Here is a 25820-nt window from a genome sequence, read left to right on the forward strand (position 1 = left end):
AAAAGGAGCTCGTCAAATGGCGGGCTCTTTGTTAATCCAAAAATCCATTATAAGGACTGAAGAAACTTGAAAGGAAAACTAATACTGTCTACTTTTATCTTAATCGTTCTTTCTAGATGTATTTACGGCTTGTTTTATTTTAGTAGTCAAAGCACTACTCAAACGGTAAAAGATGTAACGAACGAAACGGTGAACACGGTGCACCTACGAGCAGAAGTAAATTCAGGCACGATAGAAAATATTTATAGACAAGAGGGGAGAGTAGTTCTTCTCCCTGAAGAAACGTACATGGATCATGTCGAACTAAGTTGGAATCGATATGACACTTTTACATTACATGTTGACTTAGGTGATGAACTAAAAGTAGGAGACGAATTATATACGGTAAATAAAAAAACGTATTATTCCGAAAGTGATGTAAAAGTAATTCGGAATGAACCCCGTCCCCACTTTCCACTACCTGTGCTTCTCTTTAATACAACTTCCCCTGCCTATAAAGTACGGTCGACAGTTTCATAACCGACTGAATATAACAGTTTTGGCGTAATGGGAATGGATCTCCAAAGAAGGAAGGCAGGACATTGTCTAAGGTAGCCTGCATCTTTTCCGTTAGAAGCTTGAATACTTCCACTTGGCTGTAAAACTGTGTTTCGCGTCCTTGTAGCCATTCAAAGTAGGATACAATAACACCACCTGCGTTAGCTAAAATGTCAGGAATAATAATCGTTCCATTTTTATTTAAATATTCATCTGCCTCACTTGTAACTGGTGCATTTGCGCCTTCTACAATGACTTTTGCTTGAATTTTATCTACATTATCTTTATGAACTTGATCCTCTAATGCAGCTAAAAATAGGACGTCGACTCCCAAGTATAAAACATCTTCTCTTCCGCGAATCTCTGCTTTTACTCCAATTTTTTCTAGTTCTTCCTCACTTATTGGAAGGTCGCCTTTATTTTCTTGAGTGAAACGTACTAAGGCAGGAATGTCTAGTCCATCTTCGTTATATAGCGTTACGTTTCGGTCACTCACTGCTACTACTTTATTTTGTAAGTGCGTACAATGATACGCCTCAAGTGCAGCGACAGAACCAACGTTACCAAACCCTTGGACGGCAATAGTAAGTGCTTTGTTTTCAAGCTCTAAAGCTGTTTTCGCGAAGAGGTTTTCTGTTTTTGTAAGAAATTGCTTTTGTTCTTTTACGAAGTTATACAACATGTATCGGAAGGTAAAATATACACCTTTTCCAGTAGCCTCTCGTCTTCCTAGTGATCCGCCGTTAACGACGCTTTTCCCTGTAAAGCTACCAAGGTAAGGCTGACCAGGACGAATACTTTTATATTCCGCCATCATCCAATCCATTTCTCTTTCACTTGAGCCAACATCTGGTGCAGGGATATCTTTATCTGGACCGATAATATCACTAAAGTATTGAACATACTTTGTGCAAATTAAATGTAGCTCCTTAACGGAGTAGGATCTCGGATTAATAATCACGCCACCTTTTCCTCCACCGTACGGAACGTCATGAAGAGCGGTTTTCAACGTCATTAAGGAGGCTAAATTGATTACTTCGTCTTCATTCACCGATTCATGAAAACGGATCCCGCCTTTGTAAGGGCCAAGTGCGTTATTATGCTGAACACGAAATGCAGGTATTCGAACAACATTTCCATCCTCTAATGGAATTCTTAAAAATGCCTTATGCACATGATTTGGTGTAGAAAGAATAGCTCCTAGTGAAGTAAAAGCTTGCTCTCGCGCTTCCCCTTGTAAATCAGGCAAAAAGCGGTCTTCTTTTAATAATGCATCTAATGAATGTTGAACAATCATTCTAGTTTGACTAGCCATTGTAACCCTCCAATTATTGGATTTTCTTTAGTGTAACATATAAAGGATTATGGGACACGTGAGGGTATGGAGCAACTCCAACTTTTATTAAAAATTAGCTGTAGTTGAACTTTGTGGACACGGGGACAGGTTCCTTGTCTGTGGACACGGGGACAGGTTCCTTGTCCAAGCAAAAACTGGAAAATTGATTTTAATTTGGGAGAGGGACTGACTCGGAAAAGGCTCTTTCCTCAAACATATTGCGGGATAGTATTAGAGTCCACTAAGATTATTTCCTATAAATAAAACCCTCGAATTTGAGCTGATTTGCTCAAATTCGAGGGTTGATATTTTCATTAACTTCCTAGAGTTTGCTTCTGCTTTATAACTCTAATCTGTATAAAAATCTAAAATACCTTCGTCGATTTCGATAGTTTCAGAATCTAACTTAATATATTCTGTAAAAACTTCTTTATCATCGTTCTCCCAGGTTATTTTTACACGAATATCTCTTAATATATCTAAAAACACTTCTTTATTAAATTCTTTGTACTTATAAGGGTGATCATCAGGAATAATTTCAAAAGCTTTACCAATAGTTAATCCTAAATTATCACTTTCTTTTTTAATTTCAGGGGTAATAGTTGGTTTATCTCCCCAAATATTAGAATTATATGGTCGTGGTGTATGAAGATACGTAAGAATATTATCATTTAATGCAAATGTAGCACCTAGATTATTCATTGTTTCTACAGGTTTATTAATAATTACCTCGATAGTGATTAAATCTCTTTCCTCATATTCAGAAGGGAATATATTTCCTTTAATTTCAAAAAAGTCAGAATTAGTCCTAAAATCACTTGTTGATTTACTCATTATTTCATGTACTTCTTTTTCAATTAACTTTTCACTTTCTTCAATATCAATTGTTGTTGTACTTGGAGTATCCATTGTTAACTCATTGGAACAACCCGTTAATATAATGATAAATAATGTGAGATTAACAATTATTTTGTAGCCCAATTTTCTGCACCTTTCGGAAGATTATAGGTCCATCTTCTATAAGCTTCGTTAGCAATATAGGTATTGTTACTATAATTAGGAGAATATTCTCTTTTTACAGGAGAATGACCATTTCTCGTAGTATAGTCGTATACATATTGTCTTGCTTGGCCATTTCTATCTTGCCATATACCATAATAATGTTTCCAAGTGTATCTTGATCTAGCATCATATTTTGAAGTCCAAGTTTTATTTGAGTTATAAATTTGTCCTTCTTTACCAGGATAAGTTAATGAATAGGATATTGTAGATGTAACTGAAGATTTAGTATTAACATCAGTAGATATTATCCCAGCTAAATCCAATATAACATTACCAGCTGTTGTTACAAAAGTTTTTACACCACTTACTACGACATACATTGCTATATTTTTGATTGAATCGAAAATACCTTTTTCTTGTTGGGCGAAGTTAGTCCCCGATGCGCCTATTAGGTAACCATTTACCCTAACAGCACCTGGACCTGGATCCAAACTATTCATTGGAGTAAATTCAGAAGTAGAATGAATTTCTAAACTCCTAATCATATTAGGATCTGTAACTAATTCTAATTCACCACTTTTATTTGGCATATAATATTCAGTAAATGTTATCACTTTTTCTTCTTTAGGATTTAGCTCTAATGAACTAGAAGGCAAATTAGAATGTAGATTTAAAGCTTCAACTTCAGAATTACTTAAAGAATTTTTTGCATTAGCATAATTTGTAATTAAACCTATTTGTAAAAACATAATCAATGCAATAGAACTTATAATTATTTTCTTTATCATAATAATCTCCTTTTTGTATGTTTAGAGCGCTCTATAAATATAATACTATGCATCTAGTCTCGATGGAGTATTCTTATAGGAATATAGTACCTTTTTCTACTTGGGTCATTAAAAGCAACTACTAATATGACAGATTCACCGTTTTCCAAACCTTGTCTAGATTTGGATGGACACGGGGACAGGTTCCTTTATTCTGGAAATTACAATTAGAACTTTAACTAACCCTTTAAGTAGTTTGTAAGATTACAACCTACTTAAAGGTGCTAATATACCCCCATAACTTCTTAGCTATTAAAAATTGATCAACGATAAAATCTTCCTTACCTCCCATACAAAACAATTGACTATTACCACAAAATTAAATAAAATAAAAATAGAACAAACGTTCTATTTTGACGCTAACTACTTTCTAATGAAAACACCCCCCAGTAATCACACACCATATAAACGACAGAATTTTCCTATCAATTTACAAAAGGAGGACAAAGCATGGCAGTGAAAGTTACTACAATCGGATTAAAAGGAATGGAAGGATATCGTGTGACAGTGGAAATCCAACAAATAGAAGGTCCTGATTCTATCGTTATTGTTGGATTACCAGATGCATCTGTGAAAGAAGCGAAAGAAAGGATTACTGCTGCACTACACACATTTAAACACGGATTAGAAGAAAAAATTGTGATCAATCTCTCTCCAGCTGAACAAAGGAAAAACGGACCAATGTTTGATTTACCGATGGCAATCGGCTTGCTTTGCATAATGAATACGATACACAGTCCAATCGATGAACATACTGGATTCATCGGCTCGCTTTCTTTAGATGGAAGTATCCTACCTGTTGAAGGGATGTTACCAGCCATACTTGCAGCTAAAAAGCTAGGATTAAAACGTTTATATTTACCTTTTGATGAAAAACTCCCTCCAATCGAATTCTCTAATTTACAATTAATCTACGTTTCTACCATACAAGATGTAATCGACCATCTAGCCGGACAAAACATACTTACACTAAACAGCCAATCACCAAAAAAGTTAGAACCTAAAACACATACAGTCACGTTTGAACAAATAGTTGGTCACGAAGAAGCGAAGAGAGCACTTGAAATTGCTGCAGCAGGAGGACACCATTTATTTATGTCAGGTCCACCAGGTTGCGGAAAAAGTTTATTAGCAGAAAGTTTTGCATCTATTTTGCCATACTTATCAAGCGAGGAAATGTTGGAAGTGCTTAGTTTGTATCATTTAAGTGGCGTTTCACTCGAAAACCGAACAAGTCGTCCATACCGAAGTCCTCATCATTCAGCCTCTAGTGTATCTATTATAGGAGGTGGGCAATTTCCTAAACCAGGAGAAATCTCCCTTGCGCACAATGGCGTTCTTTTTTTAGATGAAATGGCTGAATTTAGTAAGAAGACATTAGATATGCTGAGACAACCTATTGAAACAGGAAATGTCACCATAAGTCGTGCGAATGCTACCGTTACCTATCCGGCACTTTTTAACATGATCGGGGCAATGAACCCTTGTCCTTGTGGATATTTAGGATCAAATAAACACTATTGTTCCTGTACGCCGAAGCAAATCACAGCATACCAAAATCGCCTATCAGGTCCAATACGAGACCGCTTTGATATTTTCCTTTCTCTCCAAGCGGTTAACTTCAACACGTACCATACACCAAGCGATACCTCCGCAACTGTTCAACAACGAGTAGAGAAGGCAAGGCTGATTCAATACGAACGCTACAGTCAAACAATCCTTAATAGCAGAGTTTCCTACGACACAATACTAAAGACCAGTCCTCTACAACCGTCGCAACAACAGCTGCTACGTCATCTAGCCGCAAAACAACAATTAAGCAGTCGCGCTCAAATAAAAATCATTCGCCTAGCCAGAACGATATCCGATCTAGCTGAATCCATCTCCATAACAGACCAAAGCATCTGGGAAGCGGTGAAACTAAACAGTCGCGAACAGAGCAATAAACTAGTGAAAGCAGTAACAACATAATATCTAGGTGATTTATATGCCAAGAAAAGCAAGAGAAAGAAGTAGAAGTGGAATCTATCACATTATGTTAAGAGGAATTAACCAACAAACTATTTTCGAGGACAAGGAAGACAAAAGAAGATTTATACAAACGTTAGCAAAATATAAAAAAGTAAGCCAATATGAATTATATGGCTACTGTATAATGGATAACCACGTACATCTACTATTGAAAGAAACAGAAGAAACAATTTCCTTAACGATTAAAAGAATCAGCTCCAGTTACGTCTACTGGTACAATGACAAATATGCCCGTTGCGGCCACCTTTTCCAAGAAAGATTTAAAAGTGAAAGAGTAGAGGACAGTAAATACTTCTTAATCGCTCTCCGGTATATCCATCAAAACCCAGTAAAAGCTGGACTAGCCAAAAATATCTTCGAATGTAAATGGACAAGTATAAAAGAATACACACATAAGCGGAAAATAATAAACACGAAAGAAGCACTAAAACGATTTAATACAAACGGAAAATCCTCTGAAAAAGACTTATTTCTGACATTCATGAACCAATCAAACAACGATCAATGCTTAGACCACACCACAGCAACAAAAATATCTGATGATGAAATAAGAATCTACCTAAAACAATTAGGAGTCGCTAACAGTTCAAAGCTACAAAGAATGGAAACCCAAAAAAGAAACGAAATTATTACGAAGCTCAAAAGACTAGAAGGCATTTCCCTAAGGCAGCTTTCAAGAGTAACTGGGATATCTAAGAGTTTGATACATTTAATAAAGGGTGAAGGTTAGTGTTAGATTAAAGAAAAGTAACTATTTTTAGAGAAATCAACTAGGAAACTATACTAATCTATAAAGCTTAAACACATAATGATTGAACGGGAGGAGTCGACTGCCCTTATTCTTTTTCGGATGTGGACAAGGAATGTCTCGTTGTTCACAAGTTTTTCCCATATCCTTCATTCCAACCTATTAGTTCGTTCAAGTTTATACGAATAATGAACAAAGATAATTAGGACTCAGACAAACATACAATTGTCGCGGAGTCCTTTTCTTTTTGAATGAAATAGAGGCTGTCCGTGCCAGATGAATCAAAACATGTTTGAAATACTTTATCCCTGGTCTAGAACCATCCCTACGACCAAAATTTATACTATATTTTTGATTTGCCTACTACATTAAAGGTAAAACGTTGCATATTCCCTAGAGAAAACGTTACGTTTCCATTAGCTGCTCACCCTCAAACTCTTCATTTACTCTTTTTTCATCCAAACGCTACTTTTATAAAATAGACTTGGTAAGCCAAGGCGAGAAATTTCTCATACCAACCAATTGCAAATGCATACATAGATGTCCGAACGGTGACACGTCCTCGAAACAAGTCGAAAGTATCTTTTGAAAGTAAATGCATCCTGTCAAAGAACAGACAGGTGAACCTAGTCAATAATCGTTTTTTTTTCACCAGAGATGACTACCCACGATGACAGGGTAGATGACCACCCTATTAAACTATAAAGAAACTATATTCACTCTGTGAGAATAAAACCTTATTACGAATAAAAGGAAGGATGGAATTATTCCCAATTTCACAGTGTTGTTTGTTTTATTAAGAGAGAAACGGGGACGGGGTTACATTTCTCCTTTTTCAAATGATAAATTTAACCCCGTTCCTGTTTATCATTTGAAAATATTACTCTAGCAAATGGAAAATATATCAATTCAAAAGGTATAATAGTCATATATACTTTTTTTTCTGTAGAGAGCTGGTGAAATGAATGGACTCGTCACACTTACATAGTTCTGTTTTTAATATTGACATGAAAAGAAAAGAGTTAGAGCGACAAGAGATGGTTCGTTTAGAGGTTATAGGTTGGTACTAGTAGACTTGTTTTAATAGAGATAGGAGAGTCAAGCATGAAATGTTATAAATGTAATGGTTCAGACAGTATGTTAAAAATAGTTTACTTAGATAAAAACAATAAAAAGCTAAGTGACAGGGAATTTTCTGCATATAGGATAATGCATCCTGAGTCAAAAGAGGGTTTTCAACAAGTTGCAATGTGTGGAATTTGTATGGACTCGGACGTGAATGGGAATCAAGTGCAATATAGTACCTTATCTAGTAAGCGAAATAAGAGCAAGAAAGTAAAAAATCATGCAAATTACTACGTATGTCCATTTTGTCATACGGCAAATGAACCGTTGAGAAATACGTGTAAGCAGTGTGACAGAATATTATTTAGTACCCAATATGAAACAAAGAGAATTAACGGTGTATCTGCTTTGAAAAGAAAGAAAGGTAGAAAACTGCGGTATGTTTTTTCTCTACTTTTTGTTGCTACTGTATTGTATTATTTTTTACCTATGGGCGCTGACAAGCCGATGTTTTTACAGACTGATTTCTCTGAGAAAGTTTCAAGCAATGTAACCAAATTGGCGGAAAGTAAATATACTTGGCCAGATGGATCAAAATATGTTGGAAAATCGTTAAATGGAAAGCCGCATGGTGAAGGAAAACTAGAGTGGGCAAACGGGGACGTTTATACAGGAGAGTTTTCATACGGAGAGATAACTGGTTATGGCACATACAAATCTGCAAATGGATCGATTCATGTAGGAAGCCGCCTAAATGGGAAGCCTCATGGAGAAGGGGAAATGAAATGGCCAAATGGAAATGAATATACCGGTGAGTTTACAAATGGTGACATTACTGGTTATGGCACGTTCCGTTACTCAAACGGTAACACATATATTGGTGCCCTTCATAAAGTTACACCACATGGAAACGGCATACTCTATCAAGCAGATGGAGCGACTTTTGAAGGACAATGGGTGGATGGGAGGTTACAATAGGGAGTGATCGGGGGCCAGATTCCCGGTTCGAATACATAGGAATAAAGTCATGGTTGTAGAATATATGAGAGTCTTCTTTTCTGTTGGTGAATGAAATTAATTTATCAGAGTTAACGTTAAATTTTACATGAAAGGATGATTAGTTTTGCATATTTTAACGGAAAGAGAGATGGAAGATGTACTAGCATTGCATCCAGAGTTAATAGAAAAAGGGCTAACATTAATTAGTCGGCAAGCACAATTAGAAACTAGAAGGACGGATTTAACGTTTTCCGATAAAGAAGGGAAGCTTTTGTTAATTGAATTGAAAAAAGGTGTTGTAAACAAGGACAATATTATTCAAATAAAAGACTATTTGAATCGTTTAACGTTGACCTTGGACAAAGATGTCAGAGGAATGCTGATAGGTCAGTATGTTCCTAGTGAGATAAAAGAATTATGTGAAAAGGAAACAATAGAGTGGAAGGAAGTAAATACGGAAGAAATATATAGTTTCTTGCAAAAAGAAAACAGAGGTTTATTTCAAGCGTTGTTTTTGGATGGGAAGTTATATAAACAAGCAGATTTAGTCCCAAAGTTAAGTTTTCAACAGTACTTAAATGAAACGTCCCCCTTTGGAGTGCCGTATACGTCCTACCAATTTTTTAAGCCTATAGATGCCAGTCCAGAGTTAAGTAATAACAAAGAAGATAATCAATTCGTTGCAGATTCCTTTATTCAACACATCAAGGACACACACGTCGATAGAGAATTATTTCATCGCAATATAACTATTGTTAGAGAAAAAGGCAAATCGCCGGAATGGAGAGTAAAGGGGAAAGGCAATGCGTGGCAAGGTTATGTCATAAGTTACCTACTTTCATATGAAAACATGAAAATTCCATGTGAAGTCTATTTAGGAACAATTGGGTATCGTGGTAACAGTAAGAGTACCTATGCAGACGAGCAATCTAGGTTTATCGAGGTTAGAGTTGGAACAGGAACAAAACAAGTGAAAACTCAATATGGTTTTCATAAATATTTAAGAACGAGCAAAAGGGGATTATATCCATTTTACGAGCTGAAATTTAACGCAGTTGGCACACCTAAAAAGCACTGGGAAGATATCTACCACACTCTCAATAAGTTTGGATATTACGTCCAGGATTCATTAGAAAAAAAGCCTTCTAAAATTTTATGGCTAGGAGAGATAAGCTTAAACGATAGTTTAATAGAGAAGAAAATAGGAGAACTTATTGAAGGTCTTTTCGCAGTAACAATTGTAAAAGCGCATTATAAAGGAGCGGAAAAGGGGATTGAGTTTAATTTCTTTGATTTGGAGTGTTAAATGAATTTTAGGTGCATTCAGCTTGTATCATGGAGTTAAACGGGGACGGGGTTCATTTCACATTTTGGAATGTGAAATGAACCCCGTCCCAATTTATCCCTAAATTCTTCAAATTTGAGACGGGAATAGTGGATTGTTTTTAGGATTGATACTAATTTGTATAGTCCTTATCTATTTATTGGATCAGATTCAATATAAGGAGATTAATAGAATGGACAAGGGGACAGCGTCCAAACATATTCGAGAAAATGCCAAAAACTTCAACTAATTCGCTTTAGTAGTTAATAATCTACATTCTTAAAAACCAATAATCTTTCAGAATAATGATTTTTAAGAAAACACAAATAATCCCATCTCAATATTTGAGATGGGATTATTCATAATTACATACTTTAGAAAGGTCTACTAAGTGATATTAAGCTATTTTTTTTCACAAGCAAAGTTATCTTTATCTCTATCCAATTTGGGCTGATAGGCTGGATGATCAGAAGATACCCCATTTGGATATTTTTTCTTAGTTCAGTACAATTAGCAAAGAACTCTTTTTCTCCACTTGAAGTTGCAGCTGCTTTAGCCTCCGCGTCAGCCTTAGCTTTAGCCTCCGCGTCAGCCTTAGCTTTAGCTTCCGCGTCAGCCTTAGCTTTAGCTTCTGCATCAGCCTTAGCTTTAGCTTCTGCATCAGCCTTAGCTTTAGCCTCCGCGTCAGCCTTCGCTTTAGCTTCTGCATCAGCCTTTGCTTTAGCCTCCGCGTCAGCCTTCGCTTTAGCTTCCGCGTCAGCCTTTGCTTTAGCTTCCGCATCGGCCTTTGCTTTAGCCTCAGCATCAACTTTTGCTTTGTCTTCCGCGTCAGTCTTCTCTTTAGCCTCGGAACTCTTTTCCTCAATCTTCTCCTCTGCTTTTGAGGTATTCGAACTTTCAGATGAACAAGCAACTAAACTAAAAATGAAAAATATAGCAAAAAAACCTACTATATACTTTTTCAATATAAAAACCCCCATTAAATTTTTCTATTATTTTATAACAATATAATATATTGTTAAATTTTTACTTATTTTAGAAAAATTTTTATATGGACACGGGGATAGGTTAAGTTTCAAAACATAAATAAGAAAATTCGAATGTATTAATAGTCGGCCCTATCATTAGATTGCCATGTCTATCAATCTAGTAATAGAGCAGTTTGAAAGCCACCGTAAAGACGAACTGTTTATTCTTATTTGTGAAATGTAAACTGTTGATTCTTCTAGTTCCATTCACTATCACTGATCTAGAACTGTCCCTACGACCAAAATTTATCCTATATTTTTGATTTGTATACTACATTACAGGGATGTGAAACAGGGACGGGGTTCACTTCACATATGTACGAAATGTGAAATGAACCCCGTCCCCGTTTTACATGCATCAACAAGAAAGATATTTTTCCTATTACATTCCACTTAATAGGAATTTATAGTAAAATTAAACTATTAATTTGTCTAATAGGGAAAACGGGGACGGGGTTCGCTTTACATTTGTGCGAAATGTGAAGTGAACCCCGTCCCTATTTATCGTGCGATGGAAAATAACCGTGCAGCGGGATGAAAATCTTTTGTGATCAAGTCTTTGATGATGGTTGCACCTAGCATGCTGTAGACTGTTCCGTTTCCGCCGAAGCCTAGGCAATAATATTCGCCAAGGCGGTTTGGGTGTTCCCCGATATATGGGAAGCCATCGTGTGATTCTCCGAATGTGGCGCACCAAGCATGCGAAAGTTTTGGCGAGAGTTCAGGAAAGTGCTCTTTGATTTTGTGAAGAATGCGCTCTCCTCTTTCCTCAATAATCCCCTCATTTAACGGTGCTTCAGCTTTATCTTCATCCAAGCCACCAGCCATGATTCTTCCGTCTTTTGTCGTTCTCATATAAAGATAAGGACGTCTTGTTTCCCAGATCATCCACTCTTTATACCACGTTTTTAAGGAAGGCAGCGGTTCAGTGACCATGGCATACGAACGGTTTAAGTCTGCTCCGAGCTGATGAGCGAGAAAGTCATTTTCATAACCGGTCGCAAAAATAATATAACGCGCTTCAATGGTGCCTTTTTCCGATTCGCATGTAAACCCATGAACGGTTTTGGTTTTATGGATAAGCGGGGTGTGTGCATATATTCTAACCCCTGCACTTGCCGCGTCTTTTAACAAAATCTGAACAAACTTATATGGATTCACATCTGCATCTCCACTTGTTACGAGAGCAGCTGGTTTGGAAAAAGGAAACCTTGAAGAGATATCGGATGCTTGTAGAAATTCAACAGGAAAATCATGCTTTTTTAATGCATCATATTCACGAACAAGTTTTGGGACGTCCCCACTTGAGCTGGCGTAGTACAGGCTTTCTTTAGGTCGGAATTCCGCATCTTCTGAAAGCCCAGATGCGATCTTGCTTAAATCTTTCATCGCTTGCTGACAAAGTTGATAAAAATAAACGGCATCTTGTGTTCCTTTTTCTTCAATCAGTTCGTGAAGCATTTTGTCACTGGAAAATTGCAAAAGCCCTGTGTTAGCGGAAGTACTGCCTGACCCAGGATGTCTTCTATCCATTAACACAACATCTAAATCTGTTTCTTTGCTCAATACGTGAGCACATAGTGCACCAGCCATGCCACCGCCAACAATCAATACATCACAAGAAATATTTCCTTCCAATTCTGGATACTGAGTAATATTTGTATAAGTTTCAGGCCAGTATAACTGCCCATTATGTAATTTCATCTTTACTCCTCCTCGTCTTCCATTCATTCCCCTGAAATTCGTGAAAAAAACGCGTGTAAGGAATTAATTTTGAAGATGAAGTTAGTTAGGTGAGTTGAGGGAACAGACACTTTGGTGCATTAGTGAGTCGTGGGGTCTGTCCCCTTTACTCATGGGGTCTAAATCCTAAAGTGAATAATCTCTTTTTCATTTTTTCTTGTTCTGCAGGGGGGATTTTTAGTAGTGGTGCTAGTTCGAGTTTCTCCATTAATATTTCTGCTTCAAAGGCTTGGGCTTGCTTGTTTAGTTGTGCTAAGTTTTGAACTGCTTCACGCGTATTTTCTTTTTGCAGGTTGTTTCTTTCAGTGAGTAGTATTCTTGTTATTGTCTCAAAGTAATATTTTTCAATGCGTGATTTTTCTTCCATTATTTTAGTGATTTTAACTTGTTCAACATTTGATTGGATAATTAATTGTTTAAATTCTCTAAGTATATTGCCAATCGCCATTTTTCTTTCTTTTCTTAGTTGGATGATTTTGTTCAGCATAAACACCAATTCCCTTCCAATTCATGTGTCATTTTACCTAAATGAACTCTAGACTTTTAGTTTATTTTTTTAAATTTACGTTATTTTTACAAAATTCTGCTAGATTCTACAATTCTTATTTAATACTCTTTAATTGTACCGAAATTAAAGGAGGTAAAACAAATGCTAAAAAGAAAAACGTTTTCCGTATTTTTATCTATTTTATTGCTAGTTTCTTTAATCTTTCCAGCATATAGCTTTGAAGCTAATGCAAACGAGGGGCAGACCCTACTTATTACAGAAGTGTATTACGATACACACTTACCTTTTGAGCCAGAAGAATATGTGGCCATTACGAATACAGCATCAACGAGTATTGATTTGACTGGATGGCGTATTGGTGATGGGAATCACTTTGTTACGTTCCCGAATGGAACTATCATTCAAGCTGGTGAAACTTATTATATTGTTAGAGATGCTGATGCATTTATGGAACAAATGGTTGTGGATGTCATTCCTAATTTTGAGTATGGTGAAGATACAGTTTCTTCTATTCCACAAATGATTGGTACTGTTAGCCCACGATTTGCGAATAATGGAGATGAAGTTTTCCTATTTAATGGCGATGTATTAATCGATGTTGTTGTATATGGTAGTTCCTCCTACATAGGCGATGGGTGGAATAGTTCTCCTGTACCAGGTGTACGAGAAGGTGAAATACTTGTTAGAAATCAAGATGAAGTTACAGGTAAGTGGATAGACACGAACAGCGCTAGCGATTTTATTTCTTATAGAAGTTATAAAGCTGGGCAATCACGATTTGAAACACCAACTTTTGAATTTGAAGGAAGCGTTACGCCATATACCTCCCCAGATTCTAGTTTTGAAGTTTTATCCGAACTTCTTGATACTGCGGAATATACGATAGATCTGAATTTATACGAGTTTCATAGCCCTTATTTACTTGATAGAATAATAGATGCGATAGAGCGTGGAGTTGAAGTACGTGCTTTTTTTGAAGGTTCACCAGTAGGCGGACTTCAGGATGGATCTAAATATGTTTCCCAACAAATTGTACAAGCTGGTGGAGAAGTTCGGTATATTATTTTAGACCGAGAAGACCAACGTTATAAGCGTTATCGTTGGAACCATGCAAAATACGCAGTAGTGGATCATAAAAAAATATTCGTTCAAAGTGAGAACTGGAAGAAGACAGGAGTCCCTGTAAATAATACATTTGGAAACCGTGGATGGGGTATCATTATTGAAAACCCTGATGTTACGGCACATTTCTTAACGGCATTTAACACAGATTGGAATTATCTGTATCGTGATAGCTTCCCATATACTCCAGGCCATGAGCGATATGGAGAACCTTCACCAGGATTTGAACCAGATCTGGAAATCCCAACAGGTAATTATCCAGCATTGTTCCCAAGGAAAAAAATTACAGGTTCTTTTAAAGTAACACCAATATTAGCACCTGACTCCACTTTCTTAATGGAAACTTCTATTATTGGGATGATTCGTTCAGCAAAAGATGTTGTATATGTAGACCAAATGTACTCACACAAGTATTGGGGAGATATGTATGGTTCGCCTGAAACAGATCCTAATGTGTATTTAGAGGAAGTAATTGATGCAGCTAGAAGAGGAGTTACTGTTAGAGTGTCGTTAGGTTCTTCTTGGTTAGATCCTTCTAATCCACGTGATAACATTCATACAGTGGAGTATATTAATTCTATTGCAGCTTCCGAAGGGTTAGATATGGAGGCAAAATTATTAGATACTACAAGAACTGGCCTTGATAAAACACATAACAAAGGTGTTATTGCTGATAATAAAGTATTAATTTCAAGTATTAACTGGTCAGGAAACAGCCCTATGAATAACCGGGAAGCTGGTATTATTATAGAAAATGTAGAAGTTGCGCAATTCTATAAAGATGTCTTCCTATGGGACTATGAAGGCTCACTTTCTGGAAATGAAGAAATTATGAAAGAAAATTTCGAGACAGGTAGTAAAACTGCTTATGCAAAGGGCAACGTTCAACTTGGAAGTGGTGTTTGGGAGTTTGATAATGCAATCTTAGGTTCGTTAGATAGTGATAAAAAAGAAGGTAATCGTGCAGCACGTATTCGTTCTGTAGGCTCCATTACTATGCTATACGATATTATCGGCGCTAAGTCTGTTTCCTTTTTACACGCAAACTTTGGATCAGACTCTGGAGCGGTATGGCAATTACAGAAATCTACAGATTTCGGTGATACATGGGTTAACGTTGGCGAACAAATGGAGAGTACAGCTACACTAGAATCTTACTCTGTCATAGTTGACGAAAATAAACCTGTTCGCTTCCGCATTACCGTGAATGGAAAAAGTGGCTCTCGAATCAATATTGATAATTTTAAAGTAAACTATTAAATTGTAATAAATGGGGACGGGGTTCATTTCTCATTTTTAGAATGCGTCGAGGGGCGTTGGATGCTTTTGCTTTGGGAGTTGTGGCTTGGAGCGGTAGGTTAGGTCTACAGGTTGGGCGCACGAGGGAGTATTGATTGTATTCGCACCTCTGGGAGACGGACATTTACGAAAAAGTGTACTTTGACAGGTAATAGGAGATAGTGGTTAGCGGATAAATAGTTGATACAATAACTAACCGCTAACCACTTTTTTTATTTAATTTGCCTTTTCGGCATCACATCTAAAGAATTGGGTACGGATTGTTGGTGTTGTAGGGTAAAGATTATTTTGTCCAGTTTTTGTTCCATTCTCATTAGTAGGTAGAATGTGACCGCAACAGGAAATCCAACATCACTTATCCACGTCAACCATGGATCCATTGTGAGTTCCTCCTTTCTAGAAGATTAAATGTACGTTTGAAAAAAAGGCCTACAAAGTTGTAGACCTTTTCCTTAAAACTTGATTAAGAGATTGCTATAGTTTGTACGTTTCTCTCGACGATTCGAGCACTATGCTTGTCCACGAAGTCTCCACCAGTAGAAGAAAATACTCCGGCTTGGACGATGGCATCCATGGCAGTGGATAGTTCACCAGCTGTCATGTTTTCTCTCGGCTCATCAATCGTTAAGCGCGCGAGTTTCCCATCCTCGTTAACAAAAAACAATTCTAATACTTTCATTTTACATCCTCCTTAGATTATAGATTAATAAGTTGACTTGAATCATTGCGGACTATTTTGTCTAGTGAGTGAACTTGTAAGCCAATAATTGCTTGTGCAGCTTCATAAAGGCCACTGTGCTCCGCTTCCAATTTAATATTGTTGTAGTTTTTTGTTTTGTACAGCGGGTTCCCGTCAAAATCTACTCCAGTAAAATACACGATACGTAATTGAGAGTTTTCTTTGAATGCTTGCGTCATCTTTATCACCTCCTTTCACCATTATTGTAAAAAGAAAGGCGGAAAAAGTAGCATGGAAGTGCAAATTTTTTAAAAGTGTGAAGTGGGGACGGGGTTGGTTTCTCATTTTGAAGAAGCTAGTATCACTGTTTTACCACTTTATCATTAACTTTTCCGCTTTCAGACGATGATTATGGAGGAAGAAGGTACGGACTATGCTTAATAGTGTCTGTAGGATGTGTTTTCGGAGGAGGTATTTTTCTTTTATCGGCGGAAATCGGGTTGTAATCGGCGAAAATCAGGGATTTACCGGCGAAAATGGAAGATTAATCAGCGCAAATTCGGTATCAATCGGCGACAGAAATTTTTTATCGGCGAAAATAGTAAGTTATCGGCGAAATAGTAAGTTTATCAGCGAAGCTAAAAAACACCGAGGGGAAAGACCCGCGGTTCATAGCGGCGAATTCATTTTACTAAAATCAACAACAACAAAGATACGAAATTTGGTAGGTATCGTGGTCCTTGCACCCCGCAACCCGCAATAGCCGAACGATTTTTATTAATTTTTTATTGAATGTTTGTAAAATTAGACAAAAAAGTACAAAATACTCAAAAATATGGTAAAATTATTAAGTATTTACGTAAAACACATTGACGTAAATTGATATTTACATATAAGGGAGGAAATGAAGTGTCTTTTTTTGAAGGATGTAAGAATAGGTTTATAGCAATTTTCTTATCTATTATTCTAGTATTTTCGCATTTTGGTACGATTGTTTCACCAATTTCGGTTTCTGCTGAGCAAACGGAATTAACAACGGTTGTTGAGTGGAATTTTAACCATGATCAGCCTATTGCAACAGGTGGAACGGAAAGCAATGCCACTCAAGAAATTACCTCGGCTGGTTCGACTATAACAGGATATGTTGTCGGCCATGGCAGTAATTCAAGAGCTATTAATTCTAATCGTTGGCATGTAGGAGAAGAAAAATACTGGATGATTAAGTTTAATACAGTTGGATATGAAAACTTAAGTCTTTCATCCAAGCAATATGGCTCCTCAACTGGACCAAGAGATTTTCAAGTTCAGTATAGTTTAGATGGTCAAGCATGGCAGAATTTATCTGGTGGAGACCTTGAAATTGTAGGGGTTAACACTTGGAACTCAATAGACAACCTTTCATTACCTCAAGAAGCTAATAATCAAGAAACAGTTTATGTTAGATGGCTAAATACAAGCAATGTCTCTATTGGTGGTAACACTGTAGGTTCGACTGGAACGAACCGTATGGACGATATTGTTGTGACAAGTAGTACAGCACCTATTGAAGTACCTGGTGATGATGAAGATACAGAACCTAAAGTCCTGTCTATTTCTGAAGCTCGTGGAATGGGTGGACAAGAAGTAACGGTTACAGGAGTAGCTAATATAAGCCAAGGCTTATTAAATTCTTCTCAATTCTCTTTATATATCCAAGATGGCGATGCGGGCATACAGCTATTCAACTTTAATGCTCAAAATTTCCCAACTGTTGAAGAGGGAGACTTCGTTCAAGTTACTGGAAAAGTTGGAGAATTTAATAATGTCACTCAGATAGAAGTTTCTACAATAGAAATTCTGGAAAGCAATCATGCTGTTGTAGCAAAAAACATTGATCTTTCTGTTTATGCAGATGCAGCGTTAGCAGAATCTTATGAAGGCCAATTAGTAACGTTTGAAGGGTACATCAGAAATATTAATGATTATTTTAATGGTGGCTCTAGTATTTCTATTATTAATAATGACTTTGAATCGGTGGATATCCGCGTTTGGGAAAGCACGGGCATCGATCTTTCTAAATTAGAGAAAAATGCTTGGTATGAAATTACTGCTATTTCTAGCCAGTATGGAAATACCTATCAAGTACTACCAAGAAGTAGTGCGGATATGGTGAAATTAGCGGAACAAAAAGACGCACCAACTACTGCATATAGAGAGTTTGTAGCAAAAGTAGCTGCGGTGGTAGATGGAGATACGATTCGATTAACTACTCCAATTTTAGGTGCAACGAATGTGCGCTTTTTAAATATGGATACTGCAGAAACATACCATGCTATTCGTAACGAACTAGACCAGCACCAAATGGATAATGGAAAAAGAGCTGGTGAACACTTAAGAACGATGATTCAAGATGGCGATACGGTGACATTACGACTTGGAAGTGAGCCATTAGATGGTTATGGTCGTTTACTTGCAGAGGTTATTACAGAGGACGGGCTAAATACGAATCTACAAATGGTTCGAGATGGATTTGCACCTACTTATTTTATTTATCCGTTTGAAAATGATACCGTGGCAGAATATGCAGCGGCGTTAAAGTATGCAAGAGAAAACGAACTTGGTATATGGAATCCAGAAGATCCACTTTTAGAAATGCCGTTCGTTTTCCGTGCGAGAGAACGTGGTAGTCAATTATCTCGTTTTGTTGGAAACTTTGAAACGAAAGAGTATGTAGCACCAGATCATTATGAGATTATTCCGCCTGAATATCGCGTGTTTTTTACGAAATCGCAAGCCAATAGTTTAGGCTATCAACCTCTTCAACTATCAGATGAAGAATCAATTGATATGGATAAAAATGCACTTGGTGTAGAATTCCAAGGAACAGATAACGCGGAGAATGTACTACAAGACGTAACCTTAATTACAACTGGTGCTTATGGATCTTCTATTTCATGGGAATCAAGTAATGTAGAAGTGATTTCTACTACAGGTATAGTCACGAACCCTAAATATGAGAGTGTAGAAGTTACCTTAACAGCTACCTTACAAAAAGGTGCTTTACAAGAGACGAAGAGCTTTACTGTTATTGTTAAACCAGCCATCTTTGAACTAGTAAGTTGGCATTTTAATGGTGAGAGCCCAGTAGCTACTGGTGGAATCGAAAGTAATGCTAGTCAAGAGATTCGTATAGTAGGTGCAACAGGAACTGGATATGTTGCAGGCCATGGAAGCTCATCAAGAGCAATCAACTCTAATGGTTGGCATAATACTGGTGAAGAGAAGTACTGGTTCATTGAATTTAGTACATTAGGGTATAAAAATGTAACACTTTCGTCCAAACAGTTTGGATCGAACACGGGTCCAAGAGATTTCGTCGTTCAATATAGCCTTGATGGGGCAAATTGGACAGAAGTTGCAAATACAAATGTTACGGTTGGGAACAATTGGACATCTGGAGTGTTAAATAATATTTCTTTACCACAAGAAGTAGAAAATCAAGAAAACGTTTATGTTAGATGGTTAAACACATCGAATGTATCAATCAATTCAGGCATAGTTGGTTCTGGCGGAACAAACAGGATGGAAGATGTTGTTATTAGTGGGAATGAAGGATTATTTAATGGTGAACCAGTCGATGGTGAGGATCCGGTAGATGAACCAGTCGATACGCCAGAAGATCCGATAGTTGATAATGGCACTATTACAGTTAACCCAAATGTTAGTGAATTCGAAAACGGTGCTACCGTTGAAGTAAAGCTTATCGATGGAGACATTACTTATGAGACTGTTAGAATAACAGGAAGTACAATTAGGCAGCTTATCGAAAAAAATGCTCAATTAAACCTTGTAACAAATCATGTGAATGTAACTATTCCATTAACTATTTTTACTTCTCATCTAGATGAAGATGTAGAAATTACTGTTGAAGAATCAGAGGTAGAAGTACCTAACAAAGAGAATGCATTAAGTAAGGTGTATAGCTTTACGATTATGCAAGGCGACCAACGAATTTCAGAATTCGAAGAAGCGATCACTCTTTCATTTATTGTTACAGACATCAACCAAGTAACGAACACTTCTAATTTAGAAGTATATTATCTTAATGGACAAGTTTGGGAGTCTATTGGTGGAGAGTATTTAGAAGATAATGGTGTGCATTATGTTATTGCGCAAACAAAACATTTTAGTACATTCGCTATTTTTGAAACAGATGAAGAACAACCGATCGATGGAAAAGAACCTCCTGTCGGTGGAGAAGGTCCAGTCGATGGAGAAGAACCACCAGTTGACGGAGAAGAACCTTCAGTCGGTGGAGAAGAACCTTCAGTTGATGGAGAAGAACCAACTGTCGGTGGAGAAGAATCTTCAGTCGATGGAGGGGAAGAGCCAAATACTGAAGAAAGTACTGTCAACGAACAAGATACCAATTCAACAAACACAAAAGATAAAAATCAAGGTGAAAAACTACCAAACACTGCAACTACTTTGTATAACTTCCTATTGCTAGGAGCTGTACTACTACTAGTTGGTGGAGCGATGTTTCTTATATCGGCCAACAGACGAATGAATAACTAAAGAGTGCGTCGAGGGGATGATCCTTCGACGCATTTTCTGCATTTCGTGGTCTGTTTCATCAACAATTGTCGCATATCATTATCGATTTCCGCTTTCAGTCGAAGATTATTGGTGCGGAAGGTACCTATTATGCGAAAAAGTGCTCGTTGGATGTGTTTAAGGGAGAAGTATTTTCTTTCTATCGGCGAAAATCGCCATTTAATCGGCGAAAATCCGGATTTTATCGGCGGAAATGGAGGGTTAATCGGCGAAAATGCGGATCCAATCAGCGGCAAAAGTTTTTTATCGGCGAAAATAGTAAGTTATCGGCGAAATAGTAAGTTTATCAGCGAAATGCGTCGAGGTGTTAGCCCCCTCGACTCATTCTTATTCTATCTCCAATATCCCTTTCCTTTTATAGTTTCTACTTTAATCTCTCTTCCATCAAGAACTGCAACTGTATCTTCTTTGTTATACATTTGATTTGTGCAAGCGATTAAAAAAACAATTTAGGTTCCTTTCCTATTACTATATTCGTAATGAAATATTCAACTGTTGACGGTTTTACGTTTTTAAGGAGCAAGCAAGGTCTGTCCCTGTTGCTACTTTGTTTAGGTAAAAAACAATTATTCTTAGTTGCAGTACATAGTATAGTAGAAATAAAGCTGTTAAAGTTACTACTTCCCAAGGAGGGATAACAACACTTGAAAATATTTTTACTGATATCTCAAATTATATATGCATTATGCTTATTTCCGTGGCTAATGGTATGGGGTATGTCTTTTATGGTATTTGATATGGGATTTCATTTCTGGAATTCGCTTTTCTTTTTGTTGATTAGTTTATTCCCAGTTTTCGTCGTCTTGTGCACCATCTTATCTTGGATCCTTCGCTCTAGCAGAAAAAGAACGGCCATCGCTATTAATTTGATTCCTTTCATTTGGATTTTGGGATTCATGACTTTTATGTTGGTTGTGTGAGCAGGAGGGTCTGTCCCTTTGACTCACCTTTGACTCACTCTCCAGTGCAAAAACAAGGATATTACAAGAAAACATCCAATATATATAATAATAGTTTTTCTGTAACACGGATTGCTCAAGACCCCTGCAATTCAGGCAGTATTGGAGGAGAGATAGTGATGGAGAAGAATGAGGTAAAGTTGGTAGGAAAGAAAGGCGAAGCAAAAGTTTTTACCCGGAATATGGATGAGGCAACGATGAACCAAATTTCAACTGTGCTGGATCAAGATTTTGCTGAAGGTGCAAATGTTCGAATTATGCCTGACTGTCACGCTGGGAAAGGTGCAGTAATTGGAACAACCATGAAGGTGAAGGATAAAGTCGTTCCGAACCTTGTAGGGGTAGATATAGGGTGCGGTATGCTATGCGTGGAAATGAAAGAAACCGAAATAGATTTTCATAAACTAGATCGCTCAATCCAAAACTTTGTACCTTCAGGAATCTATATGCGAGAAACGCCTCACGAATATACAAAGTTCTTAGACTTAGAGAATGTAATAGCGAATTTTTCACTAGACAAGGCGCTTCTGTCTCTTGGTTCGTTAGGTGGAGGCAATCATTTTATTGAAATTAATAAATCAGATGATGGCAAGTTGTATCTTGTCATTCATTCTGGCAGCCGTCATTTAGGGGTGAGAGTAGCAAACTATCATCAAAAGAAAGCCATTGAACAATTAAATAGTGGGAAAGACAAATTAAAAGAGCTCATTGATCGCCTAAAAGAACAAGGGAGACATCGAGAAATACAAGCGGTGATTCAAAACTTTAAGGCAGATGAACCTACTGTTCCAAATGAGTTGGCTTACGTAACGGGTGAAGCAATGGAGAACTACTTACATGACCTTAAGATTGCACAAGATTTTGCAAAATGGAACCGTGCAGCCATGGCTCAAGTTTTGATAGAAAAGATGGGGTTTGTAGAAGTGGGAAGAATTGATACCGTTCATAATTATATTGATTTAGAAAATATGATTCTTCGAAAAGGTGCAATTTCTGCACAAAAAGAGGAGCTAGTGCTAATTCCTATCAATATGCGTGATGGCTCTATTTTAGCAAAAGGAAAAGGAAATCCGGACTGGAACTATTCTGGGCCACACGGAGCAGGTAGAATATTATCGAGAACGAAGGCAAAACAAACATTATCTATACATGATTTTCACGATACGATGAAGGACGTCTACACTACTAGCGTGAGTGAAGACACGATTGACGAATCTCCGTTTGCTTACAAATCGATGGAGGAGATTATCGAAAATACGAAAGACACGATGGAGATTGTATCTATCCTTAAGCCTTTATATAACTTCAAAGCAGCGGAGTTTGTAGGGTGGAATAAGAAGTGATGCATCGAAGGGGAAGTCACCACCGATGCATAAGTGAATTGCGATGTCTATCCACGCGGTGCATGCGATAATATATTGTAGAAGACTAATAGTAGTTCTAGAATAGAAATAATAATAGATAAGCCTTAGTAATCTGAAGTGGGGACGGGGTTACATTTCTCATCATGAGGTGAGAATATAACCCTGTCCCTGTTTTTTCCCCTCGGTACACGCTCCCTCCATCATGCAAATGAGAAACAAACCCCGCCCCCACTTCACTCATTGATTTAGTTCTATGTTACTAGTAAAATGGAATTGTATGGCAAGTGGGTCGGTATTGTTTTCGTTAAACCGCATATGGAGGTGAAAGTATGCAAAAGAAATATATTAGTAGTTTAGGAAAGTTCTCAGGGAAAGTATTAGGGGGCACGCTTGGCGGTGGAATTAAACTTGCTGGTAAAGCGGTGAGAAGTAGTTACATAGAAGAAGTAGGAGATAGTGTTGGAAGGACGACGAATTTCACCTGTCGGACAGTGGGCGACTTAGGACAAGGTGCAGTGGATACAGTAAGTGGTGTAGTAAGGCGGGATAAGGAAGAGATAAATGAAGGTCTTTCCGAGATTGGTGCAACCACATGGGGAGCAACGAAAGCAGTTGGAAAAGGGCTCGCCTATACGGTGAATAGTTCCTTTGATGTTGCTGCAGGACTTGCTAGTAAAGATTCAGAACGAACAAAAGAAGGATTAAAGAACTTAGGAAAAGTGGCGGCTGTTAGTACGATAGCTATCGGTTTAGTGGACGTTGTAGATGGGACAGGAGAAGCAGCAGCAGAGCCAGTAGATATTCAAAGTATGAACACGATTAATGCAGAACTTGCTGGCAGCATTCATCCTGTCAGCGGAATACCGTACGAAGTGCAAACGGTAGAAACACCAGATGGGAACTATGTACAAGGAGTGTTCCCAATCTTTGACTCTATGTATGATGCTACCATTCCGCCCGAGCATTATGAATCTAGTGACTATACTCATGCTAGACTGGCAAACGATCAGCTCGCACAGGCTGTAGAAATGGACCCAAGTTTACAGTCACAGTTTTCTAGTATGCAATTAGAGCAAATTCAAGATGGGGAAACACCGGACGGCTATACATGGCACCATCATGAAGAAATGGGTAAAATACAATTAGTAGAAACAGAGCCACACGATCAATCTGGGCATACTGGTGGTCGTAGCATTTGGGGTGGCGGAAGTGAAAATAGGTAGGTGAATAGTGTGAGTAAATTAGAATGGCGTTACAGCAAAGGAGAAGTCAGTGAAGGAACTCTATCCGAAGTGGAAAGGGTTTTGAATATTACTTTTCCAAAATTCTATAGAAACGTGATTCGTTCGTTTAACGGCGCAAGACCAAAGCCGCCGCTTATGGTTCAGTTAGACAAGCAAGTGATTACGATTCGATCTTTTCTGGCTGTCGGGAAAGTGTACCCGGATAACATCATTTCTGTAAACAAACGATTAGAGGATCTTCTCCCTAATAAAGTGGTGGCCTTTGCCAACGATGACTTTGGGAATTACTTTTGCTTTGATTTCCGCAATAGAGGGGTAGGGCAAGTTGTTTTTTGGAATCACGAGAATGGGGATTTAGTTGATGTAGATGAGGCCTTTAGGGATTACATATTGCAATAAAGGTGAGTGAGTCGAGGGGACAGACACTTTGGTGCATTGCATGCATCGCGGTGTCTGTCCCCTCAGTGCATTTTTCACACTTCACTGTGTCTATAGTCCTATCTTTTATTCTTGAAAGAATAAGTATAGTAATCAGTTGTTTTGTCGTGGTATTTTATTCATAGAAGCGCTTCTAAAATTTGTAAGTAGTAACTTTTTTTGTAATTAACTCAACTTCTTATTAACTTTAACTGACTAGTAAAACATTTATTCATTTTCGTAATCTTATGGCAATGGGAGTGTAGCTAGGTGATAGATAAATTTAATGGAAGAAAGTAGTTCAGCAGAGAACTAAATAAATAGTGAAGCGGAGGATGTTTTATATGATAGGAAAGATTAAACTCGTCATTTCGATGGCAATTATTTTTTGCTTAACCTTAACATTGTTACCTACTTCTTCTGATGCATACTCAAGATATAATAGCTACACCTACACACACTGGTTTACTAAATATGAAGCAACTGTTTATAGAGATAGCAGTTGGTTTAGAGTATTCCATGGCTCGCCAAGTTTAAGTACTGGCTTTGAATATAAGAACAACACAAATGTTGTTTTAACTCAAACTAGTAGCTTCTCTGTTAGCCAACAAACGAAAAATACATTAAGTGCAGGAGTAGATTTTTCAGGATATGGTGTTCCTGTAAATGTAGGAGGATCTATTGAAACATCAAGTTCTGCAACTTGGGGAGTATCCAACACTACTTCAAGAACGATACCTGCTTCAGCACCTAAAGGATACTATAGTTACAACGTGCTTTTAAATACGTACAAAATAAAAATTAATAGAAAAAAAGTAAGTGATGGAAGTGCAGCAGGGTCTATCGAATTTTTCGCACCAAGAAGTCAACCATACCGATCCATTGTTTTCAATTCGAGAAACGCAAGTTATTCAGGTGTAAGTAGATACTAGTAGTTTACTTACATTAGCTCTATAGTTCCTTTACGTGGAAAAATATTGCACGATTAAGAA

General features: G+C 37.4%; 20 protein-coding genes and 1 pseudogene. 12 read left to right on the forward strand and 9 right to left on the reverse strand.

Features of this window, described 5'->3' with window-relative positions:
• The first annotated feature begins 66 nt into the window (after positions 1-66).
• Positions 67-519 carry a hypothetical protein gene (locus CDZ92_RS17465; RefSeq protein ID WP_096156481.1) on the forward strand — a complete coding sequence of 151 codons (453 nt, stop codon included), beginning with the start codon at positions 67-69 and terminating at the stop codon, positions 517-519.
• Here the strand turns inward: CDZ92_RS17465 and CDZ92_RS17470 are convergent.
• The 3 genes from CDZ92_RS17470 to CDZ92_RS17480 form a co-directional block, all read right to left on the reverse strand.
• Positions 473-1852, reverse strand: a complete 1380-nt coding sequence (locus CDZ92_RS17470) for a Glu/Leu/Phe/Val family dehydrogenase (RefSeq protein ID WP_096156482.1) — start codon at positions 1850-1852, stop codon at positions 473-475. The two genes, CDZ92_RS17465 and CDZ92_RS17470, sit on opposite strands and share 47 nt — an antisense overlap.
• A 369-nt stretch (positions 1853-2221) precedes the next feature.
• Positions 2222-2854, reverse strand: coding sequence for a hypothetical protein (locus tag CDZ92_RS17475; protein ID WP_096156483.1), 633 nt, complete (start codon positions 2852-2854; stop codon positions 2222-2224).
• A complete protein-coding gene (locus CDZ92_RS17480; RefSeq protein ID WP_096156484.1) occupies positions 2839-3663 on the reverse strand; it encodes a hypothetical protein in 825 nt (274 codons plus the stop codon). The genes CDZ92_RS17475 and CDZ92_RS17480 overlap by 16 nt, the downstream gene beginning before the upstream one ends.
• Before the next feature lie 489 nt (positions 3664-4152).
• Here CDZ92_RS17480 and CDZ92_RS17485 point away from each other — a divergent pair, with 489 nt between their 5' ends.
• The 4 genes from CDZ92_RS17485 to CDZ92_RS17500 all read left to right on the forward strand — a co-directional run bounded on the left by CDZ92_RS17485 (position 4153) and on the right by CDZ92_RS17500 (position 9851).
• Positions 4153-5673 (forward strand): YifB family Mg chelatase-like AAA ATPase, encoded by a 1521-nt coding sequence (locus CDZ92_RS17485; RefSeq protein ID WP_096156485.1) that lies wholly within the window; start codon positions 4153-4155, stop codon positions 5671-5673.
• A gap of 16 nt (positions 5674-5689) precedes the next feature.
• On the forward strand, positions 5690-6463 hold the full coding sequence (locus CDZ92_RS17490) for a transposase (RefSeq protein WP_096156486.1): 774 nt from the start codon (positions 5690-5692) through the stop codon (positions 6461-6463).
• Positions 6464-7585: 1122 nt separating this feature from the next.
• Positions 7586-8524 carry an MORN repeat-containing protein gene (locus CDZ92_RS17495; protein ID WP_096156487.1) on the forward strand — a complete coding sequence of 313 codons (939 nt, stop codon included), beginning with the start codon at positions 7586-7588 and terminating at the stop codon, positions 8522-8524.
• Between the two features lie 145 nt (positions 8525-8669).
• Positions 8670-9851 carry an endonuclease NucS domain-containing protein gene (locus CDZ92_RS17500; protein WP_096156488.1) on the forward strand — a complete coding sequence of 394 codons (1182 nt, stop codon included), beginning with the start codon at positions 8670-8672 and terminating at the stop codon, positions 9849-9851.
• 420 nt (positions 9852-10271) lie between these two features.
• Here the strand turns inward: CDZ92_RS17500 and CDZ92_RS20635 are convergent.
• The 3 genes and pseudogenes from CDZ92_RS20635 to CDZ92_RS17520 all read right to left on the reverse strand — a co-directional run.
• Positions 10272-10396 (reverse strand): annotated as a pseudogene (locus CDZ92_RS20635) (excalibur calcium-binding domain-containing protein); the annotation flags it as partial.
• A gap of 1002 nt (positions 10397-11398) precedes the next feature.
• On the reverse strand, positions 11399-12601 hold the full coding sequence (locus CDZ92_RS17515) for an NAD(P)/FAD-dependent oxidoreductase (protein WP_096156489.1): 1203 nt from the start codon (positions 12599-12601) through the stop codon (positions 11399-11401).
• A gap of 145 nt (positions 12602-12746) precedes the next feature.
• Entirely contained in the window at positions 12747-13127 is a 381-nt protein-coding gene (locus CDZ92_RS17520; protein ID WP_096156490.1) for a hypothetical protein, read from the reverse strand.
• Positions 13128-13289: 162 nt separating this feature from the next.
• On the opposite strand from CDZ92_RS17520, the gene CDZ92_RS17525 reads away from it, so the two are divergent.
• Complete coding sequence (locus CDZ92_RS17525) at positions 13290-15530, forward strand: phospholipase D-like domain-containing protein (protein WP_096156491.1); 2241 nt, start codon at positions 13290-13292, stop codon at positions 15528-15530.
• Positions 15531-15781: 251 nt separating this feature from the next.
• Here the strand turns inward: CDZ92_RS17525 and CDZ92_RS17530 are convergent, their stop codons facing one another.
• From CDZ92_RS17530 to CDZ92_RS17540, 3 genes are all read right to left on the reverse strand, one after another.
• A complete protein-coding gene (locus tag CDZ92_RS17530; RefSeq protein WP_096156492.1) occupies positions 15782-15949 on the reverse strand; it encodes a YvrJ family protein in 168 nt (55 codons plus the stop codon).
• Positions 15950-16032: 83 nt separating this feature from the next.
• Positions 16033-16248 carry a DUF2922 domain-containing protein gene (locus tag CDZ92_RS17535; RefSeq protein WP_096156493.1) on the reverse strand — a complete coding sequence of 72 codons (216 nt, stop codon included), beginning with the start codon at positions 16246-16248 and terminating at the stop codon, positions 16033-16035.
• Between the two features lie 17 nt (positions 16249-16265).
• On the reverse strand, positions 16266-16487 hold the full coding sequence (locus CDZ92_RS17540; protein ID WP_096156494.1) for a DUF1659 domain-containing protein: 222 nt from the start codon (positions 16485-16487) through the stop codon (positions 16266-16268).
• Between the two features lie 670 nt (positions 16488-17157).
• Here CDZ92_RS17540 and CDZ92_RS17550 point away from each other — a divergent pair.
• From CDZ92_RS17550 to CDZ92_RS17575, 6 genes are all read left to right on the forward strand, one after another.
• A complete protein-coding gene (locus CDZ92_RS17550; protein WP_096156496.1) occupies positions 17158-20805 on the forward strand; it encodes an immunoglobulin-like domain-containing protein in 3648 nt (1215 codons plus the stop codon).
• A 129-nt stretch (positions 20806-20934) separates the two neighbouring features.
• Complete coding sequence (locus CDZ92_RS19735; RefSeq protein WP_141395243.1) at positions 20935-21267, forward strand: hypothetical protein; 333 nt, start codon at positions 20935-20937, stop codon at positions 21265-21267.
• Between the two features lie 655 nt (positions 21268-21922).
• Complete coding sequence (locus CDZ92_RS17560; protein ID WP_096156498.1) at positions 21923-23146, forward strand: RtcB family protein; 1224 nt, start codon at positions 21923-21925, stop codon at positions 23144-23146.
• 350 nt (positions 23147-23496) lie between these two features.
• Positions 23497-24390, forward strand: a complete 894-nt coding sequence (locus CDZ92_RS17565; RefSeq protein ID WP_096156499.1) for an HNH endonuclease — start codon at positions 23497-23499, stop codon at positions 24388-24390.
• 9 nt (positions 24391-24399) lie between these two features.
• Entirely contained in the window at positions 24400-24810 is a 411-nt protein-coding gene (locus CDZ92_RS17570; protein WP_176483803.1) for an SMI1/KNR4 family protein, read from the forward strand.
• A 362-nt stretch (positions 24811-25172) separates the two neighbouring features.
• Complete coding sequence (locus tag CDZ92_RS17575; protein ID WP_096156501.1) at positions 25173-25760, forward strand: hypothetical protein; 588 nt, start codon at positions 25173-25175, stop codon at positions 25758-25760.
• Positions 25761-25820: the final 60 nt, after the last annotated feature.

Origin of the sequence: Bacillus sp. FJAT-45066, assembly GCF_002335755.1 — a bacterium.
Lineage (GTDB): Bacteria > Bacillota > Bacilli > Bacillales > Bacillaceae_I > Bacillus_CD > Bacillus_CD alkalisoli.

What these genes read in the sequence shown, in the direction of transcription:
- CDZ92_RS17480 (WP_096156484.1), bottom strand. Translation starts at nt 3,663, where the DNA reads ATGATAAAGAAAATAATTATAAGTTCTATTGCATTGATTATGTTTTTA.
- CDZ92_RS17560 (WP_096156498.1), top strand. Translation starts at nt 21,923, where the DNA reads ATGGAGAAGAATGAGGTAAAGTTGGTAGGAAAGAAAGGCGAAGCAAAA.
- CDZ92_RS17575 (WP_096156501.1), top strand. Translation starts at nt 25,173, where the DNA reads ATGATAGGAAAGATTAAACTCGTCATTTCGATGGCAATTATTTTTTGC.
- CDZ92_RS17520 (WP_096156490.1), bottom strand. Translation starts at nt 13,127, where the DNA reads ATGCTGAACAAAATCATCCAACTAAGAAAAGAAAGAAAAATGGCGATT.
- CDZ92_RS17495 (WP_096156487.1), top strand. Translation starts at nt 7,586, where the DNA reads ATGAAATGTTATAAATGTAATGGTTCAGACAGTATGTTAAAAATAGTT.
- CDZ92_RS17540 (WP_096156494.1), bottom strand. Translation starts at nt 16,487, where the DNA reads ATGACGCAAGCATTCAAAGAAAACTCTCAATTACGTATCGTGTATTTT.
- CDZ92_RS17565 (WP_096156499.1), top strand. Translation starts at nt 23,497, where the DNA reads ATGCAAAAGAAATATATTAGTAGTTTAGGAAAGTTCTCAGGGAAAGTA.
- CDZ92_RS19735 (WP_141395243.1), top strand. Translation starts at nt 20,935, where the DNA reads ATGCGAAAAAGTGCTCGTTGGATGTGTTTAAGGGAGAAGTATTTTCTT.
- CDZ92_RS17485 (WP_096156485.1), top strand. Translation starts at nt 4,153, where the DNA reads ATGGCAGTGAAAGTTACTACAATCGGATTAAAAGGAATGGAAGGATAT.
- CDZ92_RS17535 (WP_096156493.1), bottom strand. Translation starts at nt 16,248, where the DNA reads ATGAAAGTATTAGAATTGTTTTTTGTTAACGAGGATGGGAAACTCGCG.
- CDZ92_RS17525 (WP_096156491.1), top strand. Translation starts at nt 13,290, where the DNA reads ATGCTAAAAAGAAAAACGTTTTCCGTATTTTTATCTATTTTATTGCTA.
- CDZ92_RS17515 (WP_096156489.1), bottom strand. Translation starts at nt 12,601, where the DNA reads ATGAAATTACATAATGGGCAGTTATACTGGCCTGAAACTTATACAAAT.
- CDZ92_RS17530 (WP_096156492.1), bottom strand. Translation starts at nt 15,949, where the DNA reads ATGGATCCATGGTTGACGTGGATAAGTGATGTTGGATTTCCTGTTGCG.
- CDZ92_RS17490 (WP_096156486.1), top strand. Translation starts at nt 5,690, where the DNA reads ATGCCAAGAAAAGCAAGAGAAAGAAGTAGAAGTGGAATCTATCACATT.
- CDZ92_RS17470 (WP_096156482.1), bottom strand. Translation starts at nt 1,852, where the DNA reads ATGGCTAGTCAAACTAGAATGATTGTTCAACATTCATTAGATGCATTA.